This is a genomic window from Vibrio sinus, from assembly GCF_023634645.1.
Lineage (GTDB): Bacteria > Pseudomonadota > Gammaproteobacteria > Enterobacterales > Vibrionaceae > Vibrio > Vibrio sinus.
Genome location: NZ_JAMKMR010000002.1, coordinates 74,681 through 95,706, shown reverse-complemented (window position 1 = coordinate 95,706; position 21,026 = coordinate 74,681). Strand labels below are relative to the sequence as shown.

The 21,026-nt window shown below is 41.7% G+C and carries 15 protein-coding genes and 3 pseudogenes; 9 read left to right on the top strand and 9 right to left on the bottom strand.

Going from position 1 to position 21,026, the window contains the following annotated elements; genetic code table 11:
* Positions 1–562: 562 nt before the first annotated feature.
* The 3 genes and pseudogenes from ltrA to M9194_RS02905 all read right to left on the bottom strand — a co-directional run bounded on the left by ltrA (position 563) and on the right by M9194_RS02905 (position 5,242).
* Positions 563–2,224, bottom strand: a pseudogene (gene ltrA, locus M9194_RS02915) (group II intron reverse transcriptase/maturase).
* A 1,022-nt stretch (positions 2,225–3,246) separates the two neighbouring features.
* Entirely contained in the window at positions 3,247–4,893 is a 1,647-nt protein-coding gene (groL, locus tag M9194_RS02910; RefSeq protein ID WP_250610892.1) for a chaperonin GroEL, read from the bottom strand.
* 58 nt (positions 4,894–4,951) lie between these two features.
* The gene (locus M9194_RS02905) at positions 4,952–5,242 is read right to left on the bottom strand and encodes a co-chaperone GroES (protein ID WP_250610891.1); all 291 of its coding nucleotides are present in this window, start codon (positions 5,240–5,242) and stop codon (positions 4,952–4,954) included.
* Between the two features lie 337 nt (positions 5,243–5,579).
* On the opposite strand from M9194_RS02905, the gene M9194_RS02900 reads away from it, so the two are divergent.
* The gene (locus tag M9194_RS02900; RefSeq protein WP_250610886.1) at positions 5,580–6,200 is read left to right on the top strand and encodes a helix-turn-helix transcriptional regulator; all 621 of its coding nucleotides are present in this window, start codon (positions 5,580–5,582) and stop codon (positions 6,198–6,200) included.
* A 161-nt stretch (positions 6,201–6,361) separates the two neighbouring features.
* Positions 6,362–6,715: a DUF3135 domain-containing protein gene (locus tag M9194_RS02895; RefSeq protein WP_250610885.1), complete on the top strand. Its 354-nt coding sequence runs from the start codon at positions 6,362–6,364 to the stop codon at positions 6,713–6,715.
* Positions 6,716–6,744: 29 nt separating this feature from the next.
* On the opposite strand, the gene birA is transcribed toward M9194_RS02895, so the two are convergent.
* Together birA and murB are read right to left on the bottom strand one after the other, a co-directional pair.
* Positions 6,745–7,710, bottom strand: a complete 966-nt coding sequence (gene birA, locus M9194_RS02890) for a bifunctional biotin--[acetyl-CoA-carboxylase] ligase/biotin operon repressor BirA (RefSeq protein WP_250610884.1) — start codon at positions 7,708–7,710, stop codon at positions 6,745–6,747.
* On the bottom strand, positions 7,707–8,753 hold the full coding sequence (gene murB, locus M9194_RS02885) for a UDP-N-acetylmuramate dehydrogenase (protein WP_250610883.1): 1,047 nt from the start codon (positions 8,751–8,753) through the stop codon (positions 7,707–7,709). The genes birA and murB overlap by 4 nt, the downstream gene beginning before the upstream one ends.
* 59 nt (positions 8,754–8,812) lie before the next feature.
* On the opposite strand from murB, the gene M9194_RS02880 reads away from it, so the two are divergent.
* Together M9194_RS02880 and pssA are read left to right on the top strand one after the other, a co-directional pair.
* A complete protein-coding gene (locus M9194_RS02880) occupies positions 8,813–9,253 on the top strand; it encodes a GNAT family N-acetyltransferase (RefSeq protein WP_250610882.1) in 441 nt (146 codons plus the stop codon).
* A gap of 110 nt (positions 9,254–9,363) precedes the next feature.
* Positions 9,364–10,704 (top strand): CDP-diacylglycerol--serine O-phosphatidyltransferase, encoded by a 1,341-nt coding sequence (gene pssA, locus M9194_RS02875; RefSeq protein WP_250610881.1) that lies wholly within the window; start codon positions 9,364–9,366, stop codon positions 10,702–10,704.
* A 39-nt stretch (positions 10,705–10,743) separates the two neighbouring features.
* Here the strand turns inward: pssA and M9194_RS02870 are convergent, their stop codons facing one another.
* The 4 genes and pseudogenes from M9194_RS02870 to M9194_RS21810 form a co-directional block, all read right to left on the bottom strand.
* Positions 10,744–12,684, bottom strand: coding sequence for a polysaccharide biosynthesis protein (locus tag M9194_RS02870; protein ID WP_250610879.1), 1,941 nt, complete (start codon positions 12,682–12,684; stop codon positions 10,744–10,746).
* 48 nt (positions 12,685–12,732) lie between these two features.
* A complete protein-coding gene (locus tag M9194_RS02865; protein ID WP_250611122.1) occupies positions 12,733–13,299 on the bottom strand; it encodes a sugar transferase in 567 nt (188 codons plus the stop codon).
* A 463-nt stretch (positions 13,300–13,762) separates the two neighbouring features.
* A pseudogene (locus M9194_RS02860) lies at positions 13,763–14,073 on the bottom strand (IS1 family transposase); the annotation flags it as partial.
* A gap of 269 nt (positions 14,074–14,342) precedes the next feature.
* Positions 14,343–14,728 (bottom strand): annotated as a pseudogene (locus M9194_RS21810) (IS3 family transposase); the annotation flags it as partial.
* Between the two features lie 575 nt (positions 14,729–15,303).
* On the opposite strand from M9194_RS21810, the gene rfaD reads away from it, so the two are divergent.
* The 5 genes from rfaD (at position 15,304) to waaF (ending at position 21,017) form a co-directional block, all read left to right on the top strand.
* On the top strand, positions 15,304–16,245 hold the full coding sequence (gene rfaD, locus M9194_RS02845; protein WP_250610876.1) for an ADP-glyceromanno-heptose 6-epimerase: 942 nt from the start codon (positions 15,304–15,306) through the stop codon (positions 16,243–16,245).
* A gap of 49 nt (positions 16,246–16,294) precedes the next feature.
* Complete coding sequence (locus M9194_RS02840) at positions 16,295–18,076, top strand: bifunctional glycosyltransferase family 4 protein/polysaccharide deacetylase (protein ID WP_250610875.1); 1,782 nt, start codon at positions 16,295–16,297, stop codon at positions 18,074–18,076.
* Between the two features lie 8 nt (positions 18,077–18,084).
* Positions 18,085–18,645, top strand: coding sequence for an acyltransferase (locus tag M9194_RS02835; RefSeq protein WP_250610874.1), 561 nt, complete (start codon positions 18,085–18,087; stop codon positions 18,643–18,645).
* A gap of 66 nt (positions 18,646–18,711) precedes the next feature.
* Complete coding sequence (locus M9194_RS02830; protein ID WP_250610873.1) at positions 18,712–19,974, top strand: O-antigen ligase family protein; 1,263 nt, start codon at positions 18,712–18,714, stop codon at positions 19,972–19,974.
* A gap of 8 nt (positions 19,975–19,982) precedes the next feature.
* Complete coding sequence (gene waaF / locus M9194_RS02825) at positions 19,983–21,017, top strand: lipopolysaccharide heptosyltransferase II (protein ID WP_250610872.1); 1,035 nt, start codon at positions 19,983–19,985, stop codon at positions 21,015–21,017.
* The last annotated feature ends 9 nt before the right edge of the window (positions 21,018–21,026 follow it).

Sequence of the window (21,026 nt, the reverse complement as noted above, 5' to 3'; positions counted from 1 at the left end):
CTTGCTATCGTCTCATCAAGATAGCATTGGTTTCTATCGGTTTAACAGATAAAAAAACGGAGACTAACAAGCCTCCGTTTTTATTCACTGAAAGAGTGATAAGGGGATGATGGCGGGTAAGGAACAAACATTACTGTTTATCCCTCCCCTAAGAACCGTACGTGCGAGTTTCCCCGCATACGGCTCAAGCCTTTATAAGCTCTTATTTACATAAGAACCAGCAACCTTACAAATTAGATGGAGCGGAGTCTGAGATTTGCAGTTCTACTGAGAAGGGCTTGTCTATACCCAATTCAGGTTTCTATCGGTCTACTCTTCGTCCATTACAGTCTGACTGTCAGTGGTGCCTGTCAGCAGAGGCCATATACCATCCTTAGTAAGATATGTATATGGGTATCTCTTCCCGCTAGCTCCTAACTTTATCCCCTTCTAACCGATACCTGAGCGCACCAGCACAGACGCAAATCGGGGATATTCAAAAATTCGGCCAAAAGTACGCCCTCCTTCTTAAAATCTCCCTAATGGGATAGAGTTAACATTCACATAGTAAATGGTTACAACTCTATACGCAACCATTTGAATGAATCATATTGTGGCAATTGATATGTAACATCATCAGATTGGAACTTTGGTCGGAACCTCCATCAACTCTTCGGACGATATGGTGTATATCCCATTCATCCTCAGAATAAAACGGTTGTTCACAGACCGCACATTTGTAGCCTTGCCTTTCAACAATCCTCCAAAGCTTCATGTTACCCGACAAAGACTTTTTCAGCCTTTGCATCTTCAGACGCTCAAAATATTGCTCATCTTCAGGCAGGTAACAATTCGCTAATGCTCAAATCTTCACGTGCCTGTCGATTTTCACCCTGGCTGCGTAAAGCAGACGGTGGTATCCATCTTCTCCCTTTCGCTTTGGTGCACTGAATACCCAATTCCTATCTCCCACTGATTTAAAGTATTTCTCTTTAATCCAGCGTTTACGGCGATTGGCATGGATGCGTCGGCACCAACGCCAGAGCATTTTCCAGATCCGGTAATCCACATACTTGAATGTCTCACTAGCACATACCCAACGATGGTAGTTGCACCATCCTAGAATCATCGGGTTCAGCTTGGCAATTACGGCCGAAGCTGGAGCCGTTTTGTGGCTATTAAGATAATCTCGTATGTTGTCCAAGAATGTTTTTATGTTTTTCTTCGACGGTTTGATTAACATCTTACCGTTATATTTCCGTACATTCTGTCCCAGAAAATCGAAACCCTTTTCAATGTGTGTAATGAGTGTCTTCTCTTTGGAAAGAGACAGCCCTCGCTCCGCCATAAAGGCTTCCACCAATGGTAGTACTTCGTCGACTAATAACTCTTTCGAGATACCAGTAATGATGAAGTCATCGGCATAACGCACATAGTTGACCTTGGTTTTATAACTGGCTTTCGTGTTCTTCTTCCCAAAATGGGATTCCAGCACTGGTTCCAGTCCATCCAAAGCCATATTAGCAAGCACAGGCGAAATAATACCGCCTTGTGGTGTACCTGCTTCTGTAGGATTCCAAGCTCCTGATTCCACAAATCCAGCTTTCAGCCACTTGGTTAGGATCACTTTATCCATAGGGATGTTAGCTATTAACCATTCGTGACTAATGAAATCAAAACACCCTTTAATGTCCCCCTCTAACACCCACTGGGCGCTGCTCTTTCGACTGAGGTTAACGAAACATTGTTCGATAGCATCAGCGCTAGAACGGTGGGGGCGAAAGCCATAGCTATTACGGTCTGCTGTGGTCTCCGACACAGGTTCCAGAGCAAGCAAATATAAGGCTTGCATAGCTCTATCTCTCATAGTCATCCCAAGCGGACGCGTTTTGCCATTAGCTTTGGGAATAAACACTCTACGCAAAGGTTTGGGCTTGTAGCCTTTCCTTGTCAATGTGCCTATTGCCTGCCATTTTAAAGTTGGTGTATTCCAAGTTTCCTTGTCGACACCCGGTGTTTTCTTTCCGCGGTTCTCTGTTACTTTTCGAACCGCTAGTGCTCTGGCAAAGAAAGAGCGCACAAGCATTCGTTGTAGTTTCTTGACTTGTCGCCAGTTTTTGTTTTGCGTTGCTTTCGCAATTCGCACTTGTAGCTTCTTCACTCTTTGACTGCACTGCTTCCAATCGATGGTATGCCAGCTATCGTTCGAGTGTGAGAATGCAGGTAGACATGAAGTCGTACTCATCTTGCTTTCCTCAAGGTAAAATGTCGCCCCAAGGAAATAAAGATATAATTCCCCTAAGGGGAAAGTATCTTCACCCTTAGGGAGACCGTTATGACTAACGAAGCGTGCTTCGTTAGTCATCCTGTTTGGCTTTACAAGCCGTATTACGATTAAAGACCTAATGGAAGTCTGCACTCTTTCGAGTTAAGGCAAATTCTGAACCTCTATCCCAACCATTACAGTTGAGCATTCGCTTTTTCCATCGTTCCTTTACCCACTCATCCAACAGCTTCCCTCACGGGTTGCCTGCCATATGGCGGATGATTGGGCTTACCAAGTTCCTGTATTTGTACAACTAGTTAGTTAGGTTCTGTCTATTCAACGGTGGCACATCAGTAGCGTCTTCCCAGATGTAAAAGGAAGAACCTGTCCACGTACCTTTTGGTTAGAGCGTATCAAAGATATTTCGCTCAGTGCGGCTGACGTTGTTTATCAACAGTTCACGTATGTTAACCCTATAACCAAGCCTAGCCCCTCATCCGATCATCTTTATCGGAATCCACAATTCTGCTTACACAGAAATTGCACCTTTTCAGGGGGTACATTGTCAGGAAGCTTCGCACCAGTTCGTTACCAAACTCGCACTATCCCTAGGCTACAACTCGCTACAAAGTCGGTTTTATCAGTTCACACTGCTGGTGAATCGTAAAACAATACAAATACAAGCTTTGGTCGTGCTGACCGTAAGAAACATTCTTCTTGTCTAAAAACGAGCGATATCCGCCTGTCCTCAATTAAGAAGCCATGTCTATTAGGAATGGAAATGCTTTCGCATCCAATTAGAATAGAGAGGACCAACGGCGTTGGCACCTCTCTTTTAGTACGCGGTTTCCCGCGGTAGGTATAGGTAGTGAGCGAGGAACTCTATGGGTAAGAGCGCTGTTATCAAATCCTCGCAAGAACAGCTTGAGTGGTTATGTTCAAAACATTTCCACTCACTCTAGCGCATTTGCTAGAGAACGGTCAGTACGACGCTTGTCGCACTACATCATTCCGCCCATGCCACCCATTCCGCCCATGCCACCCATATCAGGCATTGCAGGTGCATCTTTTTGTGGTAGGTCAGTAACCATGGCTTCTGTTGTGATCATAAGACCTGCGATAGAAGCTGCGAACTGAAGTGCAGAACGAGTTACTTTAGTTGGATCTAGGATACCCATTGCGATCATGTCGCCGTATTCACCAGTTGCAGCGTTGTAGCCATAGCTACCTTCACCGCCGCGAACGTTGTTAGCAACCACAGACTCTTCGTCACCAGCATTGCTAGTGATTTGACGAATTGGCGCTTCCATTGCACGTAGTGCAACACGGATACCAACGTTTTGCTCTTCGTTGTCACCTTCAAGAGAAGTTAGCTTAGAAGCTGCGCGGATAAGTGCAACACCACCACCAGCAACCACACCTTCTTCAACTGCAGCGCGAGTTGCGTGAAGTGCGTCTTCTACGCGATCTTTCTTCTCTTTCATTTCAACTTCAGTTGCAGCGCCAACTTTGATTACTGCAACGCCGCCAGCAAGTTTCGCAACACGCTCTTGTAGTTTCTCTTTGTCGTAGTCTGAAGTCGCTTCTTCAGCTTGTTGACGGATTTGAGAAACACGACCTTGGATAGCCGCTTCTTCACCGATGCCATCGATGATAGTTGTGTTTTCTTTAGTGATGTTAACGCGCTTAGCTTGACCTAGATCTTCTAGGGTTACTTTTTCAAGCTCAAGACCGATTTCTTCAGAGATAACTGTACCAGCCGTTAGAACCGCGATGTCTTGTAGCATAGCTTTACGACGATCGCCGAAACCAGGCGCTTTAACAGCTGCAACCTTCACGATACCGCGCATGTTGTTCACAACTAGAGTTGCTAGTGCTTCACCTTCAACATCTTCAGCGATGATAAGTAGTGGGCGAGAGGCTTTTGCAACAGCTTCTAGAGTTGGAAGTAGCTCACGGATGTTTGATACTTTCTTGTCGATAAGAAGGATGAATGGGTTTTCTAGATCAACAGAACCAGCGTCTTGGTTGTTGATGAAGTAAGGAGATAGGTAACCGCGGTCGAACTGCATACCTTCAACAACGTCTAGCTCGTCTTGTAGTGCTTGACCTTCTTCAACAGTGATAACACCATCACGACCTACTTTTTCCATAGCTTCTGCAATGATGTTACCTACGCTCTCATCAGAGTTTGCAGAGATAGTACCAACTTGAGCGATAGCTTTAGAGTCAGCACAATCAACAGAAAGGCCTTTTAGCTCTTCAACAGCAGCAGCAACCGCTTTATCGATACCGCGCTTAAGATCCATTGGGTTCATGCCTGCAGCAACCGCTTTTAGGCCTTCATTTACAATAGACTGCGCTAGTACTGTTGCTGTAGTTGTACCGTCACCAGCTGCATCGTTCGCTTGAGACGCAACTTCTTTAACCATCTGTGCACCCATGTTTTGGAACTTGTCTTCAAGTTCGATTTCACGTGCAACAGAAACACCATCTTTAGTGATAGTTGGTGCGCCAAATGATTTGTCTAGTACTACGTTACGACCTTTAGGGCCAAGTGTTACTTTTACTGCGTCAGCTAGAACGTTAACACCTTCCAGCATTTTAACTCGTGCGTCGTTACCAAATAGTACGTCTTTAGCAGCCATCTTTTATTTCCTTTCTTAATTCGGTTTTAATATATCGTTTTAGAATCAGAGCAAAAAATTACTCAACGATCGCCATAATGTCGTTTTCAGACATGATTAGAACTTCTTTGCCGTCGATTTTTTCTGTTTTAGTCGCGTAACCTTCAGAGAAAATCACTGTATCGCCAACTTTTACATCCAATGATTGAACTTCACCGTTTTCTAGGATGCGGCCGTTACCCACAGCTAGAACAGTACCGCGAGTTGACTTTTCTGCAGCAGAACCAGTCAAAACGATGCCACCTGCTGATTTAGACTCAACTTCTTGGCGCTCAACAATAACACGATCATGTAATGGACGAATGTTCATCTGTCGTCTCTCCTGAAAATTTCCATGTAGTTTAATTAAATGCTTTCGTACCAAGACAACCTCGATACAGCGGCTTGTGAAACATATGTGGGGGATGTTTTTGTCGATCCCAAGGGGACGTTGAAAAAAATTTGTGATTTGTATAACGAAAATTATGCCAACGAAGCGATTTTATCATTTGGCTGCGTAGAGGAGAGGAAAACAGTGGCAATATAGGCGTTAGGGCTTTGCTTTATATGTGGTATCCGACATAATATTTACATTCAAGAAACCTCGAGATGCGTGTTTCAGTAAGATAGACCAAGCTTCAAAGCTGGACAGTGATGAATTGGCAGAAATGAAAGCAGTTGACCGTATTCTACAAACCATTAAAACCAACGGTGCCGTAACAGCGAAGCAATTATCTGAAGCGCTAGGCATGACCACCATGGGGGCTAGACAACACCTACAAGGCTTAGAAAATGAAGGAATTTTAGAGTTCCACGATATCAAAGCTAAAGTGGGCCGTCCAACTCGGCATTGGTCTTTAACCGCAAAAGGTCACGCTCAGTTCAGCGATAAACATGGTGAGCTCACGATTCAAATGATTGACGCCATTGAACAAGTGTTTGGTCATGATGGCCTACAAAAAGTTGTTGAAGAAAGAGAGCTCCAGACGTTTATTCAATACAAACAAGCGCTAGAGTCGAGCCATTCATTGGAAGATAAACTCGATAAACTTGTGCAACTTCGTGAACAAGAAGGCTATATGGCTGAGCTTAATGTGACCGAGCAAGGCTTTCAATTGATAGAAAATCACTGCCCGATATGCCATGCGGCAAATCGATGCCCTAGATTGTGCCAATCAGAGCTTAACATTTTCCAAAAACTTCTAGGTAGTGAAACCCTTATCACTCGCAGTGAGCACATCATTCAGGGGCAACGGCGCTGCACCTACAATATAAAACAAGCCTCATAATAACATTCTCACATTTGAGAATAACCTCCTATCGCTACATTTTTACGTTCTCCTTTCCCCAGACTTTTTATAAAGTCAGAAGTATTCCTTTAATTGATAGATTTAATATTAAGTTCTACGATGTGAGGGATGGCAAGATGACTCAGTAGGAAGGAGTTAGTATGGGCGTTTCAAGCAATAGCCAAGTCCTGCCTTCATTTGATGAGATGATGGAGCTTGCAAAACAAGATCCAAAGGCATTCAATTCGTTTAAAAAAGAGATGTGTGAAGAAATGATTCTCTCTGCTTCACTTTCTATGCAAAGCAGACTAAGAGCTCAGCAAAGTCACATTGATCTGGTGGTAAGCCGATGCAAAAACCCCACGCATACCAACGTGGTGTTAATGAGAGAGCTGTCTCAGCAAATTTGTCGCTTCCAAGGAGTACTGATCGGCGACGCGGACGACACCCGTGACACGGCCATCGTCATTCCTTTCGCCGCTCCGCTTGAGACTAGTGAACAAAAGGACTCGTGATCCTAGCTAAATAAGGCGATAGCGATAAGTCATTCGTTGTTTCGCAGTGAAATTTCGCCGCCAATAAAGCTTTGCGTGCCTTGCTCAGTTTCTAGCAGCACTGCCCCTTGCTTATCGATACCTCGCGCAACGCCCTCGACTGATTTGTTGCCAATCAGCAACTTCACTTTTCTGCCTAGGTAATTATCTAAGCGATTCCAACGCGCCACGAATTCACCCATGCCAAAAGATTCATAGTCTTGGAGCGTTGTATTTAGTGTTTTAACCAGTAAAGCAGCGAGCTGGTTTCTATCGACAGGTTTAGCAGTGATGTTGCTTAAGCTAGTCCAGGGTTGTGAAATACCATCTACTGTCTCAGCCATCGACAGGTTCAATCCAACCCCTATAACAAGATTTGCCGCAGCGCCTGCTTGCCCTGACATTTCAACCAATATCCCGGCAAGCTTTTTGTCGTCATGATACAAATCATTTGGCCATTTTAGCTTCACGCCTGGCACGCCTAATTGCTCCAGCGATTCAGCGAGAGCAACACCCACAACCAAGCTTAACCCCATAGCCGCTGCCATACCGGCATCTAATTGCCAATACATGGATAAATATAAATTAGAACCAAAAGGTGAAATCCATTGCCGTCCACGCCGGCCTCGCCCCTTGGACTGATACTCAGCCAAACAGACAAAACCTGATTCCAGTTCACTACTGTTATCCAATATGTATTGATTGGTTGATTCAATCACAGGAACAAGCGCAAACTTCGTATCAATTGTGTGCTTTAGAGTGTTTTCGTCCAACAGCTGCATAGGCTGAGCGAGTTGGTAACCTTTGCCTTGCACGCGATGCACATCAACGCCCCACTCTTGGATACCTTTGATATGCTTGCTAATTGCCGCGCGAGACACTCCCAATGACGCTCCAAGTTCTTCACCAGAATGAAAGCCACCTTTAGAAAGCGTGCCAAGCAGTGCTAGCTTGATGGCGTGTGGTTGATTTCTCATTGTGATTTTTCCAAAATGGTCTTGAGTGTGGTTTCACCGTTATGGGCAATGAACCTGACCTCATGCTCTAGCTCTACATCAAACTTATCGAGCACAGTCTGCCTTACTGCGGCCGCAAGATTGACTATATCCTCTGAGCTAGCCTCATGTTTATTGATGATAACCAGAGCCTGCTTCTCATGCACTTGTGCCCCACCTATCGCAAAGCCTTTCAATCCACATTGATCGATAAGCCACCCAGCGGCTAATTTCATTCCATCAGATACTGGATAAGCTACGATATTGGGAAAAATTTGCTCTAGTTGCTCAAATTTCAACGCCGAAACGACAGGGTTTTTAAAAAAGCTGCCAGCATTACCTACTTGGTTTGGATCAGGTAATTTACTTGAGCGAACTTCACAAACCCGTTGATACACATCATTCGCTGTAATTTGGCCGTCGTCGAGCTCTCGCAACGGTCCATAGCTTGTTTCCGCGCTCCAATCTTTTGCTAGACGAATGCCAACCGCAACAATCACCGCTTTTTGATATAAGTCATGTTTAAATATTGAGTCTCGGTAACCAAATTGGCACTCATCCTTGGTTAATCTTTTGACCTCGAAACTGTCTAAACAGAGATAATCGACATACTCACACACATCACAAAACTCAACGCCGTAGGCACCAATATTTTGAATAGGAGCACTACCTACACAACCAGGAATCATGGCTAGGTTCTCTAAACCAGGTAATTGACGCTCAACACTCCACTTAACCAATGACGGCCAATCTTCTCCAGCAGCAATATGTAACTGCCACGCTGATTCCGTTTCTTTGAGTTCAATACCTTGCAGTTGATTGACTATCGCAACACCTTCAAAGGGTTCAACAAATAGTACGTTACTGCCCTTGCCTAGTAGCAGTTTGGGCAAGTCCGCCCAATCTTGCCTGCTATAGGCCTCTTTAAGCTCTTCAATGCCATTAACTTCAATAAGGAATCGGCTGAGCTGCGCAACTGAAAAAGTATGATAGGGCCGAAGGTCGGCATTTGAGTGAATTTGCATGGTCGCTCATCTGTCATCTAAACTGCACACATTCTACATCAAAATGCCTGTAGCTGAGAATGAGTACTCTAAGAGTCGAAGTATTAGATCCTATAAAACTTCCCATAATCACTAAATTATACAAAGCATACTATCCATCAGCGAAAGCCAAGAGGAATGAAACGATTGTCGTGGGCTATTTAAATAACGAGATTGTCTCTTTAGTTCGGCTACGTTCCATCGACCCATATCGCTTGCTGACTGGCATGCTAGTGGTGCCCGAACATCGACGCTCCGGCTACGCTCATCAATTGATGAACGCCTGCCAGTACAATGAACTAACGGATAAAGATTACTGCTTTGCCTATCCTCACCTTGAGTCATTTTACTCTGATCACGGGTTTCAAGCGCTTGAAGCACACCAGCTTCCCACTCCTTTAGGTCAGCTATTTCATCGATATATTAACTGCGGCAAAGCTCTCATCCCAATGCAATATATAGATAAAGTGTCAGAATCTTAGTGTGTTTCGATTACTTATCTAGTTAACTTTGATATGATTCTTGGCTTGCTGCCCAAGGTCTTTAGACTATCTAGGTGCCAATACACATTTTTCGAGGTAAACCTTCCCACATGATGACCAATAGGAATTTATTCGCTCAGCTTCCTACTCTTGCTGTCGATCCTGAGAATTTTGAAACACTCTATGCCGCCAAAGATTATAGAGAACGTTTGATCAAGTCGATCCGAGAAGCAAGCAAACGAATTTACCTCGTAGCACTATACTTAGAAGATGATGAAGCTGGACGAGAGATTTTATCTGAACTTTACCTAGCGAAACAGAAAAATCCACAGCTTGATATCTCAGCCTGCGTTGACTGGCACCGTGCGCAGCGCGGCCTAATTGGCGTTGAAGCCAAGAAGACCAACGCCTGCATGTACAAGGAGTTTGCGGAAAAATATGAACATCAGGTGCCAGTTTATGGCATTCCTGTTCGCGGCCGAGAAGTATTTGGTGTCCTTCACCTAAAAGGCTCAATCATCGATGATAATGTGATATATACAGGTGCAAGCTTAAACAACATCTATCTGAATTTTAAAGATAAATATCGTTTTGATCGCTACCATATCATTCATCACCCAGAGCTCGCAGACAGCATGGTGAACTTCATTAATCAAGTGATGATAAGTCATCCTGCAGTCAACAACCTCAACTGTCCACACAAGCCAAAGACGAAAGAAATCAAAAATGATATTCGTCAGTTTAGGGCAACCCTTTCTAAATCTGCATATCAGTTTTCTCATCAAAGAGTAGCTAGCAATCAGGTTGCCGTGACGCCTATGATCGGAGTTGGCAAAAAACGCAACAAACTCAATCAAGGTATCAATCACCTAATCAGCCAAGCAAAAGAAGAGATTTTCATCTGCACACCTTACTTCAACTTCCCGCGTAGCGTTGCTAAAGAAGTCAAGAAAGCCTTAAAGCGTGGCGTTAAAGTCGATATCGTGGTAGGCGATAAAACGGCAAATGATTTTTACATCCCACCGACCGAGAGTTTTAAAACTATTGGTGGCCTGCCATACATGTATGAGATGAATCTAAGACAGTTTGCGAAAGCCAATGAGGATAAGATTGCTAGTAGGCAGCTGTCGATTCACCTTTGGAAACACGAGGAAAACAGCTTTCACTTGAAGGGAACTTGGGTAGATAAACACTATATGCTCATAACAGGTAATAACTTAAATCCTAGAGCTTGGAAGTTAGATCTGGAAAACGCATTGTTTATCCAGGATCACAACAATCATTTAACCGAACAGTTTGAAAAAGAAGCCGAGAACATTTTGCAGCATACTCAGCTTATCTGTACTTATAAGCAGCTAGAGAAGGTGGAAAATTATCCATCTGAGGTGCAGAAGTTGATTCGCAAGGTGACTCGGGTTAAGGCTGATCGGGTTTTGAAGCAGATTTTGTGAGGCTGCTTGTTCTAAAAATCAATCAACCTTACAATATGATTAGTGAATAACCTTATTTTTTATCGGTGACGAACCTTGAAGCTGATTCCATACTAAATCACCGATTTTATCACTAGGAGCGAAGTCTGTTGGTGCGCTAAGTAATAGGTCACGAATTAGATCTTGATCGTAGCAACAGCATGCCTTATCTAGTTTTTCTAGTAACTCTTCAAACTCTTCAAAAGGCAAAAACCTTTCTTTTGCAGTCATAATTCGAGGGTGATCTGTAATCGAAACATTCTTACCAATCAATAATTCTTCGTACAGTTTCTCTCCTGGCCGTAAACCAGAATATTTTATTTCAATATCTCCATAGGGGTTCTCTTCGTTTTTTACCTCTAAGCCAGACAGTTGAACAAGATTTACAGCCAAGTCAGTTATTTTAACTGGTTCACCCATATCCAATACAAACACATCTCCTCCTTTAGCCATAGCACCTGCCTGAATAACTAATTGAGCCGCTTCAGTGATCGTCATGAAATAACGAATGATATCAGGGTGAGTAACCGTGATAGGACCACCATTTTCTATCTGTTGTTTAAATAGAGGAATGACTGAGCCGGAAGAACCCAATACATTGCCAAAGCGTACCATAGAAAAGCGAGTACTATTTTGCACAGAATGTTTTCCAGATGCCAGTGCTTGGAGCCCAAGCTCAGCAACACGCTTTGTTGTCCCCATAACATTTGTTGGCCTTACTGCTTTGTCTGTAGAAATAAGAACAAATGATTCTACTTGTGCTTCTAAAGCTGCTTTAGCCGCACTGTATGTGCCAAAAACATTATTTCGAACACCTTCGACAACATTAAACTCAACAAGAGGAACATGTTTATATGCAGCTGCATGGTACACTGTTTGCACCTTGAAGCTTTTCATTGTTGTAGAAAGTCGTTGAAAACCTTGCACAGAACCCAGCAATGGTACTAGTTCAACAGCTAAGCTCGGATCTGATGCCAATTTAGAAGATAACTCTCTATCAACCTTATAGAGAGCAAACTCTGACAACTCAAAAAGTATCAATGTTCTGGGTTGTGATTTTATTATTTGTCGACATAATTCAGCTCCAATCGAGCCACCTGCACCAGTAACCATTACAACTTTGCCTTTTATATTTTTCTGCATTAGACATTGCTCAGGCTCTACACAGTCTCGTCCCAGAAGATCTGCAATTTCAACATCTTGAAATTCATCTATTTTAGCTTTACCTGATACAATATCTTTCATGTCAGGAATTGTAAGCACCTCTACAGGCAAGTGTACTAAAGAGTCTAATATTTGCCTTCTCCTCGAACGATTAGCGCTAGGGACAGCCAATAATATTTGCTCTACTTTGTATTTCTCAGTTAATTTTGATACCAGTTCAACCGGACTAACAAGCAGCCCCATTACTACGTTATTTTCAAGGGTTTTATCATCATCTATAAATCCTATCACTTTATGTGAATCAGAGTTTTTTAATGCCAAGGCCAGTTGGCGACCAGCAGCCCCTACTCCATATATCAGTACTCGTCTACGAGATTTACTGTTGGCTTCCGATACTAGCGCCCTAACAGTCAGGCGAGAACCTCCACACAATATACATAAAAAAGAACCATAAATTATAGGTACTGAACGAGGTAAAGAAGAATCAAAATAGAATGCTAGAACGGAAATAGAAAATGCAGAAACAACAGTGCCTAAGCTTATCACAGCAAGTGCGTGGAAGGTGAGATACCTTAAGATTGCCCTATATAAACCAAGTTTAGAAAAAACGACCAAAGTTATAAATAGAGTTATCACTACTATATAATGATTATATGGATTTGAAAAGTTAGTGATAGTCCCTATGCGCACCCAATATGCACCATAAAAAGATACAACAATAAAAATAGTATCAATTACTAAACCCAAGATTCGCTTCTTCAACCTTGAGAGGTTCCAAATAAAATTTAGTTTTACCATCTTAAATACTCATTCAAGCACATATTCGCAACCTTCAAAATAAGAACCTCATTTCACTGTATCTCCCGAGCCCTTACCGCAAATAGTATGCCATATAATTTTAAAGTAGGTCATTATTGTTAAGTTATCGACCATCTCCTTGTCAACTTGAGTAAGTAGCTTAGGTCTGGACATATCTATCTTTTGAATTTGAGCCAACCCAGTAATACCTGGCGGCACACTATAAATCCCCTTAGCTTTTCTCTCTTTAATTAACTCTTCTTGATTAAACAAATTTGGGCGGGGACCTACTAAACTCATGTCTCCTTTTATGACATTAATCAATTGAGGTAATTCATCCAATTTAGTTTTTCGTAAAACGCGGCCAACTTTAGTAACTGAATGAGCCTCGACCAAATGAGTCGCTACTGACTTCGTTGACTTAGGCATGGTCCTAAACTTCACTAAAGTAAATGGTGTCAAGTTTTTCCCTACTCTCTCCTGACGAAAAATTGGCGCTCCCGTATCTAATAAACCTAAAATATAAATAATCAAAAATACAGGCCATAGACAAAGTAAAGCTAACAAAGCTAGTAGTACATCTAGGACACGAATCACACTTCCTCCATTTTTCATGCTCTCAGAAAGCCAACCACATGTAACAGTATAATGTAAGCCTTCTACAGTCATCAAAGTTAATAGAAATCTCTTAGTTTAGGGAGCTAATTGTACTTTGTATATAGACCTGTTTGCATGTTACCATATATTCGCCGAGCTAAGCCTTATCAACCGAGCGTACGTACCAGCTAATCTGTATGACGTCTGCTCTATGATCTCTCAAGCCTATTAAAACACTGTCTTTCATACTTGCTTGCCGTGGTCTCCATTAATACCATATTTTCTTTCATGGTAGTAGAAACACTCCATGCAATTGAGTGTTTCTAAACGTCCTTCGTCACGAGTCTTGTAGATTTTCATATTGTGCTCTTTCAGGAAGCTTTGCCTGTCGTTAGAGGTATATCAAACACCCTGAACGCACTTCTAAGTGTATAGTTTCCTAAAAGCAGCATGCGCCGCATTTTCAGCGCCTAACATATCGTCTTTGTGTGTAGCGTTTGCCCACCATGTATTTTTCGCGTGGTAAGTTTGACGAATAAACACTGAAGTTATCCGTACAGAGTTGATAGTAAAGGGAGCCAGCAAGCTTTGGAGGCGCTTGAAAGCTTGGCGGTTCCGCTTTCCGAATGCATGGGCGACAATGCGTTTAAACCTTGCTTTCCATGCGTAACATAACCAGCGTTGATTCTTTTTATTTCCGACAAACGACCATTGCTCGTCGACTTCGTAAATCAATTCAATATTCGCCGCATCAGACTGGATCGTCGTTACTTGCCTTGGTTGGAGTTTTTTAGAGTACGCAAACCGTGTTATAGCCGGTAGTGACGCGTAGGAGTACCGAACCAAATACTTGGACATGACAGTAATGAGATAATCACCAGCCCCTTCTTGAGTCACAAATACTAGCGAGGTCACACCGTACCAAGCAATGAGCCCAGACAACCGACAGAGCCAAGGAATGACACACAGGTGGTCGATCGGAATTAGGGTTAGGAAGCCCAGTACATTGTTGGTGCCATGTTTTAAGAATGAACCATTGATGAATAATTGCCATCATGAAACCAAGTAGAGATATTATAACTATCGGAGTGGATCAGAACCTTGACTTTGGGCCTTCGGAGCCAAGTCACCATCAACAGAGCGTCGATGGCAACGGTCAAATGCAGTCATCCGTCATGTGTGCGGATGTAGATGAAATCAGTTACCCAAACTAGGTCTGGCTTATCAATATTAAACCCTCTGTTTAGGACGTATGGAGCAACGATATGGGGCTTCCCTCGACCAAACCCTGGGTGACGTTTTTAGCCTGGAACTGCCTTATATTGGCTTGCTGCATCAAACGATAAACTCGCTTCTTCCCGCAAGGCTCACCATCACTTCGAAGCTCGATAGTGATATTTCGGTAACCATAAACACATCCACTCTCGAGCCAAAACTGCTTAATTTTTCAGAACAAGTATTGGTCTTCTGTAGCGCAGAAAATCGGTGGCTTTCACTGCCAAGCATAGAACCAACTCCATTGTATTTCAATGGGTTAGCACATCAACATTAAAGGGTATCACTGAAGTCACTCACTTATGAACGTGTACTTCTCTTTGACTCGCCTACCAATGTACACGACTGTAGATTCAAGTGTTCACCGCAGCATCCCGTCCATAGTCAGTCGCTTTAACTCAGACTTTCAACTGCTTAATCTCAGCGTTTTGATCATCCTCTTGCTACCGCTGCTCTGCTAGCTTGTCATACCTTTTAGCCCAGTTACAAAGCGACTTCTAGCTCACTCCCAGGCGCTCAGCGGTTAAGTTCAGTGTATAAGTGTGCTTAGTGATTTGCTCTGCGGCTTGGGTTTTGAATTCTTCTATGTAGCGTTTCCCTCTCATAACAACACCTCATAGTTGGTTGAATTATATAACCATTAAGTGTCTAGGGAAACGGGGGGCTTACTGCACACAATAATTGCCTATATTTTAAAACGCAAGAAATGGTATAATCGCTAAAGTGTGAATAGTACAGAGGCATAGCATGATAATTGTAACTGGCGGCGCAGGCATGATTGGCAGTAACATAGTTAAGGCACTTAATGAAAAAGGTATCAGTGATATTCTTGTTGTAGATAATTTGCAAAATGGCAGAAAATTTCACAACATCGTGGACTTAGACATAGCTGATTATATGGATCGCGACGACTTTCTCTCCCAAGTTATGGCTGGAGATGATTTGGGCCCTATTGATGCCATCTTTCACCAAGGTGCGTGTTCAGCCACTACCGAGTGGGATGGAAAATATATGATGCTCAACAATTATGAGTATTCAAAAGAACTTTTGCACTACTGCCTAGATCGAGAAATTCCTTTTCTTTATGCCTCATCAGCCGCGACTTACGGTGAAACCAAAACCTTTATAGAAGAAAAGCAATATGAAGGTGCACTAAATGTCTACGGCTATTCAAAGCAGCTTTTCGACAATTACGTTCGCCGTATATGGAGCGATGCTGAACAAAGAAATGAGAAGCTTTCGCAAATAACTGGTTTTCGCTATTTCAATGTTTACGGTCCTAGAGAAGAGCACAAGGGGTCAATGGCGTCCGTTGCTTTTCACTTACATAATCAGATGAATGCCGGCGAAAACCCAAAGCTATTTAAAGGTAGCGAAAACTTTAAACGTGACTTCGTTTACGTTAGTGATGTTACTGCTGTCAATCTTTGGTTTTTGGAAAATGACGTTTCAGGTATTTTCAATCTTGGTACGGGAGTCGCTGAATCATTTAAGGAAGTTGCCATGGCAATCATTAAACATTTTGGCAGAGGTGATATTGAAACGATTCCGTTTCCAGAACAATTAAAAGGTGCTTATCAAGAGTTTACACAAGCAGACTTGTCAAAACTTCGTGCAGCTGGATGCAATCATATATTTAGAACGGTCTCCCAGGGTGTCGCTGAATACATGAAAATTATAAACAAATAATATACTAGCCCTTTAACAATAATTTCTATTTAACAGCCAGAGTAAGCAAATGAACATCTTGATGGCGCTTTCCCAGCTCGAAATCACTGGTGCTGAAGTATACGCGACTACATTAGGAAATGAGTTATCTGATCGTGGTCATAATGTACACTATGTATCAGATACACTAACTAAACCTCATAAAGGGCCTTTTTATAGGCTTAAGTTTAATAAGCGCAGTATCCCTCGCAGACTTTGGCATGTTGGATTTCTCGTTTATATAATAAAAAAGTATAAAATACAAATCGTCCATGCCCATTCCAGAGCTTCCAGCTGGAGTTGTCATTTAGCTTGTAAGCTTACTCGCACTCCTATGGTTACGACCGTTCACGGGCGTCAGCCAGTACACTCATCTAGCAAACGCTTTCATGCTATGGGGGACAAAGCACTCCCAGTATGTGAGGCCATCAAGGAACAACTTATTACCGAACTCGGTATTCCGGAAAAGCTTCTTACGATCAGTCGTAACGGGATTGATACCTGTAGATTCACTCGTAGTCAAGCTCCAAAAAATAGTAAACCTGTAATCTGTATTATCGGACGACTAACAGGACCAAAAGGTGAGCTTTGCTATAGACTACTCAAAGAATGCCTAGATGTTGACAAATACCAAATTCGAGTTGTTACCGGTTCAGCGATAGAAAAGCGTTTTAATCGCTTTCAACCTAAAGTTGAGTTCATTGGTTACTCTAAAGAAATTCCAGCTATCATGGAGCAGTCAGACTTAGTGATTGGCGCTGGCCGCGTCGCAATGGAATCAATACTTTGTGGTAGACCGACGCTTGCAGTAGGAGAATCGAGAGTAATTGGGGCAGTCACAGAACACAACGTTTTAGAGGCCATGGCAAGTAACTTCGGTGATATTGGCCCTAGAGATTTGGACATTGATTTCCAGTTAATAAAGGATGAAGTAGAGAAGGCCCTCAAATCAAGTTATTGCTCAGATGCTGTGACAGAAAAAATCGCTCAAAGCTACAACCTAAAAACTGTTGCTGATCACATTGAAGACATATACCAAACGATATATATAGAGAAACTTAAACGTGAGATACCTATAATTATGTATCACCGTTTTATAAAAAATGATAACGAAAAAGGAGTGCACGGAACTTACTTGCATGTAGACATGCTTGAAAAACATTTGAAGTTATTAAAAAAAATGAATTTTGAGACTCTTACATTTGACGACTTCTCAAATAAGCGCCTCATCGACCGACTAGAGTATGGTAAAAAATACATCATTATAACTGTAGATGATGGGTATAAGGATAATTACGAACTCCTTTTCCCATTACTCAAGAAGTATAGTTTTAAGGCTGTCATTTATGCGGTAAGTGGCGAGCAATACAATAAGTGGGATGTTGACGTACCAGAAAGTAGAGAAAGAAAAGTACCATTAATGACCCATGAAGAGCTAAAGGAATTATCAAACTCTGGCTTAGTAGAAATAGGTGGACATACTATCTCACACCCGCATTTAAACACGTTAAGTGTTGAAGAACAAAAGAAGGAAATTTTTATAAATAAGTACAACCTTGAGACAATTATTGAAAAGCCTCTTACATCATTTGCTTATCCATATGGCAGCCTCTGTGAAGAGACCAAATCTATAGTTCTCCAAGCAGGATACAAATTTGCTGTAGCGACAAACTCTGGTCCACTTTTACTACACAAAGATCTCCTGCAAATAAGGCGTATTGGAATTTTTCCCAAAACCACTACCTTTGGCCTTTGGCGAAAAGTTCGCGGTAATTATCTATATAAAAAATACAATAACAATAGTGGGGTGTAGACTCAAGCATGTCAGGATTTTCAATTATAAATAAAATAAGAAATAAAATAAAAATTCAGCCTCAAAATAAGCTCAACATACACCCGAGCACAAGAATCCGGTATTGTAATATATACATTGCAGGAAAGGATAATCTTCTTGTAATCGCAAAGGGCGCAAACCTAAAAAGGGTTAGTATAGAACTCATCGGTAACAACTGCACCTTAATAATAGGTGAGGGTTGCGTCATAGGAGAGCATTGTTACTTATCATGTAGAGAAAACTCTACTAAATTAACCATCGGAAAGTCAACGATGTTTTCTAGAAACGTCAAAATAATGACTAGCGATGGGCATGATATCCTGGAGAACTCAAAAAGGATTAACTATGCAAAAGATATAAATATCGGTAACCATGTTTGGTTAGCAGACAATACGACCATTCTAAAGGGGGTAACTATAGGTGATAATTCAATCATAGGAATCAATTCAACTGTAACTAAAAGCGTACCTATTAATTCTATTGCCGCAGGAAATCCAGCTAAGGTTGTGAAATCTTCAATTTATTGGGAAGAAACCTTAACGTATTAACCCTTTTCTAACTAGAATATTAGCCACTTCATATTATTGTTAACCTTATTAATTGGACATCATTACATGGGTATAAAACGTGAGCCACTTCCAGTAAAACTAGTTTCAATAGCTATTTTTTTAGTTCCCAGTTTACTTTTGATCACGAAAAACTTTAGTGTTGGCGTGATCGTTCTAACTATACTTTTCTCCTTCTATTTTCTATTTAGTTATCGAAAGGCTCTAGCTCCATTAAATAAATTTGACTATCTTTGTTTATGTGTTCTATCTATATATTTCCTAGTCAACATCCCTAATACTATCCTAGATTTAGGAAACTTAAGGTACCTAAAAGGTGGAAGTAGAATTATACTATGTATACCCATTTACTTTATGATGATAAACATACTCAATCGAAAATCTATCGATAAGATTATGGATTTTTTAAGAGTTGGAGTTATTGTTGGTTCAATGGGTGCATTAGCTATAGCTCTTTATCAATTCTATTTTCTCGGAGAAGAGAGAGTTAATGGTTTTTTATTTAGTATTAATTTTGGATATCTATCCTGCTCGCTAGCTTTTCTAGCATTGTGCTTATCTAAAGATAAAAACTATAGAAAGTTGCTAGTATTGGCATTTTTAGCATCATGTATAGCTTGCACGTTAACTCTAACAAGAGGAGCTATCTTTGCAATACCACTCCTCCTACTTACAATAGCCTTGCTGAGAGCAAGAGAACTCAATGCTTTGAGAACTATAGGGGTAGCGCTACTATTTTTAGCAATTACTATTAGCCTTGTATATACATCCCCTGATTTACAAAAACGATACCAGTTCACTGTTTCTGAACTAAAAGATATTTCTCAGGGAAATCTAAACGCGGCAGCTTCCACCGGAGGAAGATTAGAGCTTTGGAAAGCTTCCATAGAGGCTTTCAAACGCAGCCCTTTATTCGGGCTAACCTATTCTCAAAGAGACAAGCTCAATAAACAATTATATGATGAGGGTCAAGTCGGTAAATGGGTGACTACAGTTCAACGAGGGCATGCCCACAATCAATATTTCGAGATGCTAGCTAGCAACGGTATACTTGGAGTAATTGGCTTTATAGGCATGCTGTTTATACCTGCGATGATTTTTTTCTCACAATATAACAAAACCAAGAGTATGGCCTCCTATATTGGTGTGATCTTCGTAATGGGCTGGATTATTTTCGGGATTACCGAAGTCCCTCTTTCTGCCAACGTCATTAGCTCATTCTATGGGTTTATTCTATCAATCGCTCTAGCTATTACTAGAGTAGAGAAGTATGGCTGTAACAACAAAATACTACCTAAGCTCCAAAATTAAGATCAATTATGAATATTTTAGTTATTGCTCCCTCATGGGTTGGCGATATGGTAATGTCGCAAAGCTTATATTCTGAGTTAAAAAAGTTGCATCCGAAAGCTAGCATTACCGTGCTAGCGCCAAAATGGGCAAAACCTATATTAGATAGGATGCCCGAGGTGGATGAGAGTCTTGAAATGCCTCTTACTCACGGAGAGTTTAATGTTGGTAAGCGGCTCAATATTGGCAAACAGCTAAAGAGATATAAGTTCACTCATGCCTATATTTTACCTAATTCAGCGAAGTCTGCTCTTATTCCTTTCTTTGCTCGCATCCCCAAACGTACTGGTTGGAAAGGAGAGTTTAGGTATGGCTTGCTGAATGATTTAAGAAAAGACAAGCGCATCTTTCAATACATGGTCGAGCGATACGTTGCCTTGGCATACCCGACAGAAAGTATGCGGGAAAAAGTGAAGCTTGAACAATGCGCAAAACCCAACTTAGTTGTCGACGAAGAAAACAAACAGCGCACGCTCACCAATCTAGGACTTTCTTTAAATAAGGAAGCAGTTGGAATATGCCCAGGGGCTGAGTTCGGCCCAGCCAAACGATGGCCTGACAAACACTATGCACAAGTTGCTCAAAAGCTATTAGAAGATGGTAAACAGGTTTGGATATTTGGCTCCGAAAATGATCGCGGAGTGGGACAGCTCATTCGTGATGCTCTGCCTGAATCGTTAAAACCTTTCTGTGTAAACTTAGCTGGCAGAACCAAATTAACTGAAGCGCTGGATTTACTTTCTGTTTGTAAAACAGTAGTAAGTAATGACTCCGGTCTGATGCATATATCGGCGGCAGTCGGCTGCAATGTTGTGGCTATATATGGTTCAAGCTCACCAAACTATACGCCACCACTTACACATAAACTACAAATTGTGCATACTAGCGAAGAATGTCGCCCTTGTTTTAAAAGAGAGTGTCCACTAGGGCACCTTAATTGCTTAAATAAGCTTCCACCAGCAAAAGTTATTGACGCTGTGAATTGTTTTGAAAGAAAAACATAGTGTTATAAC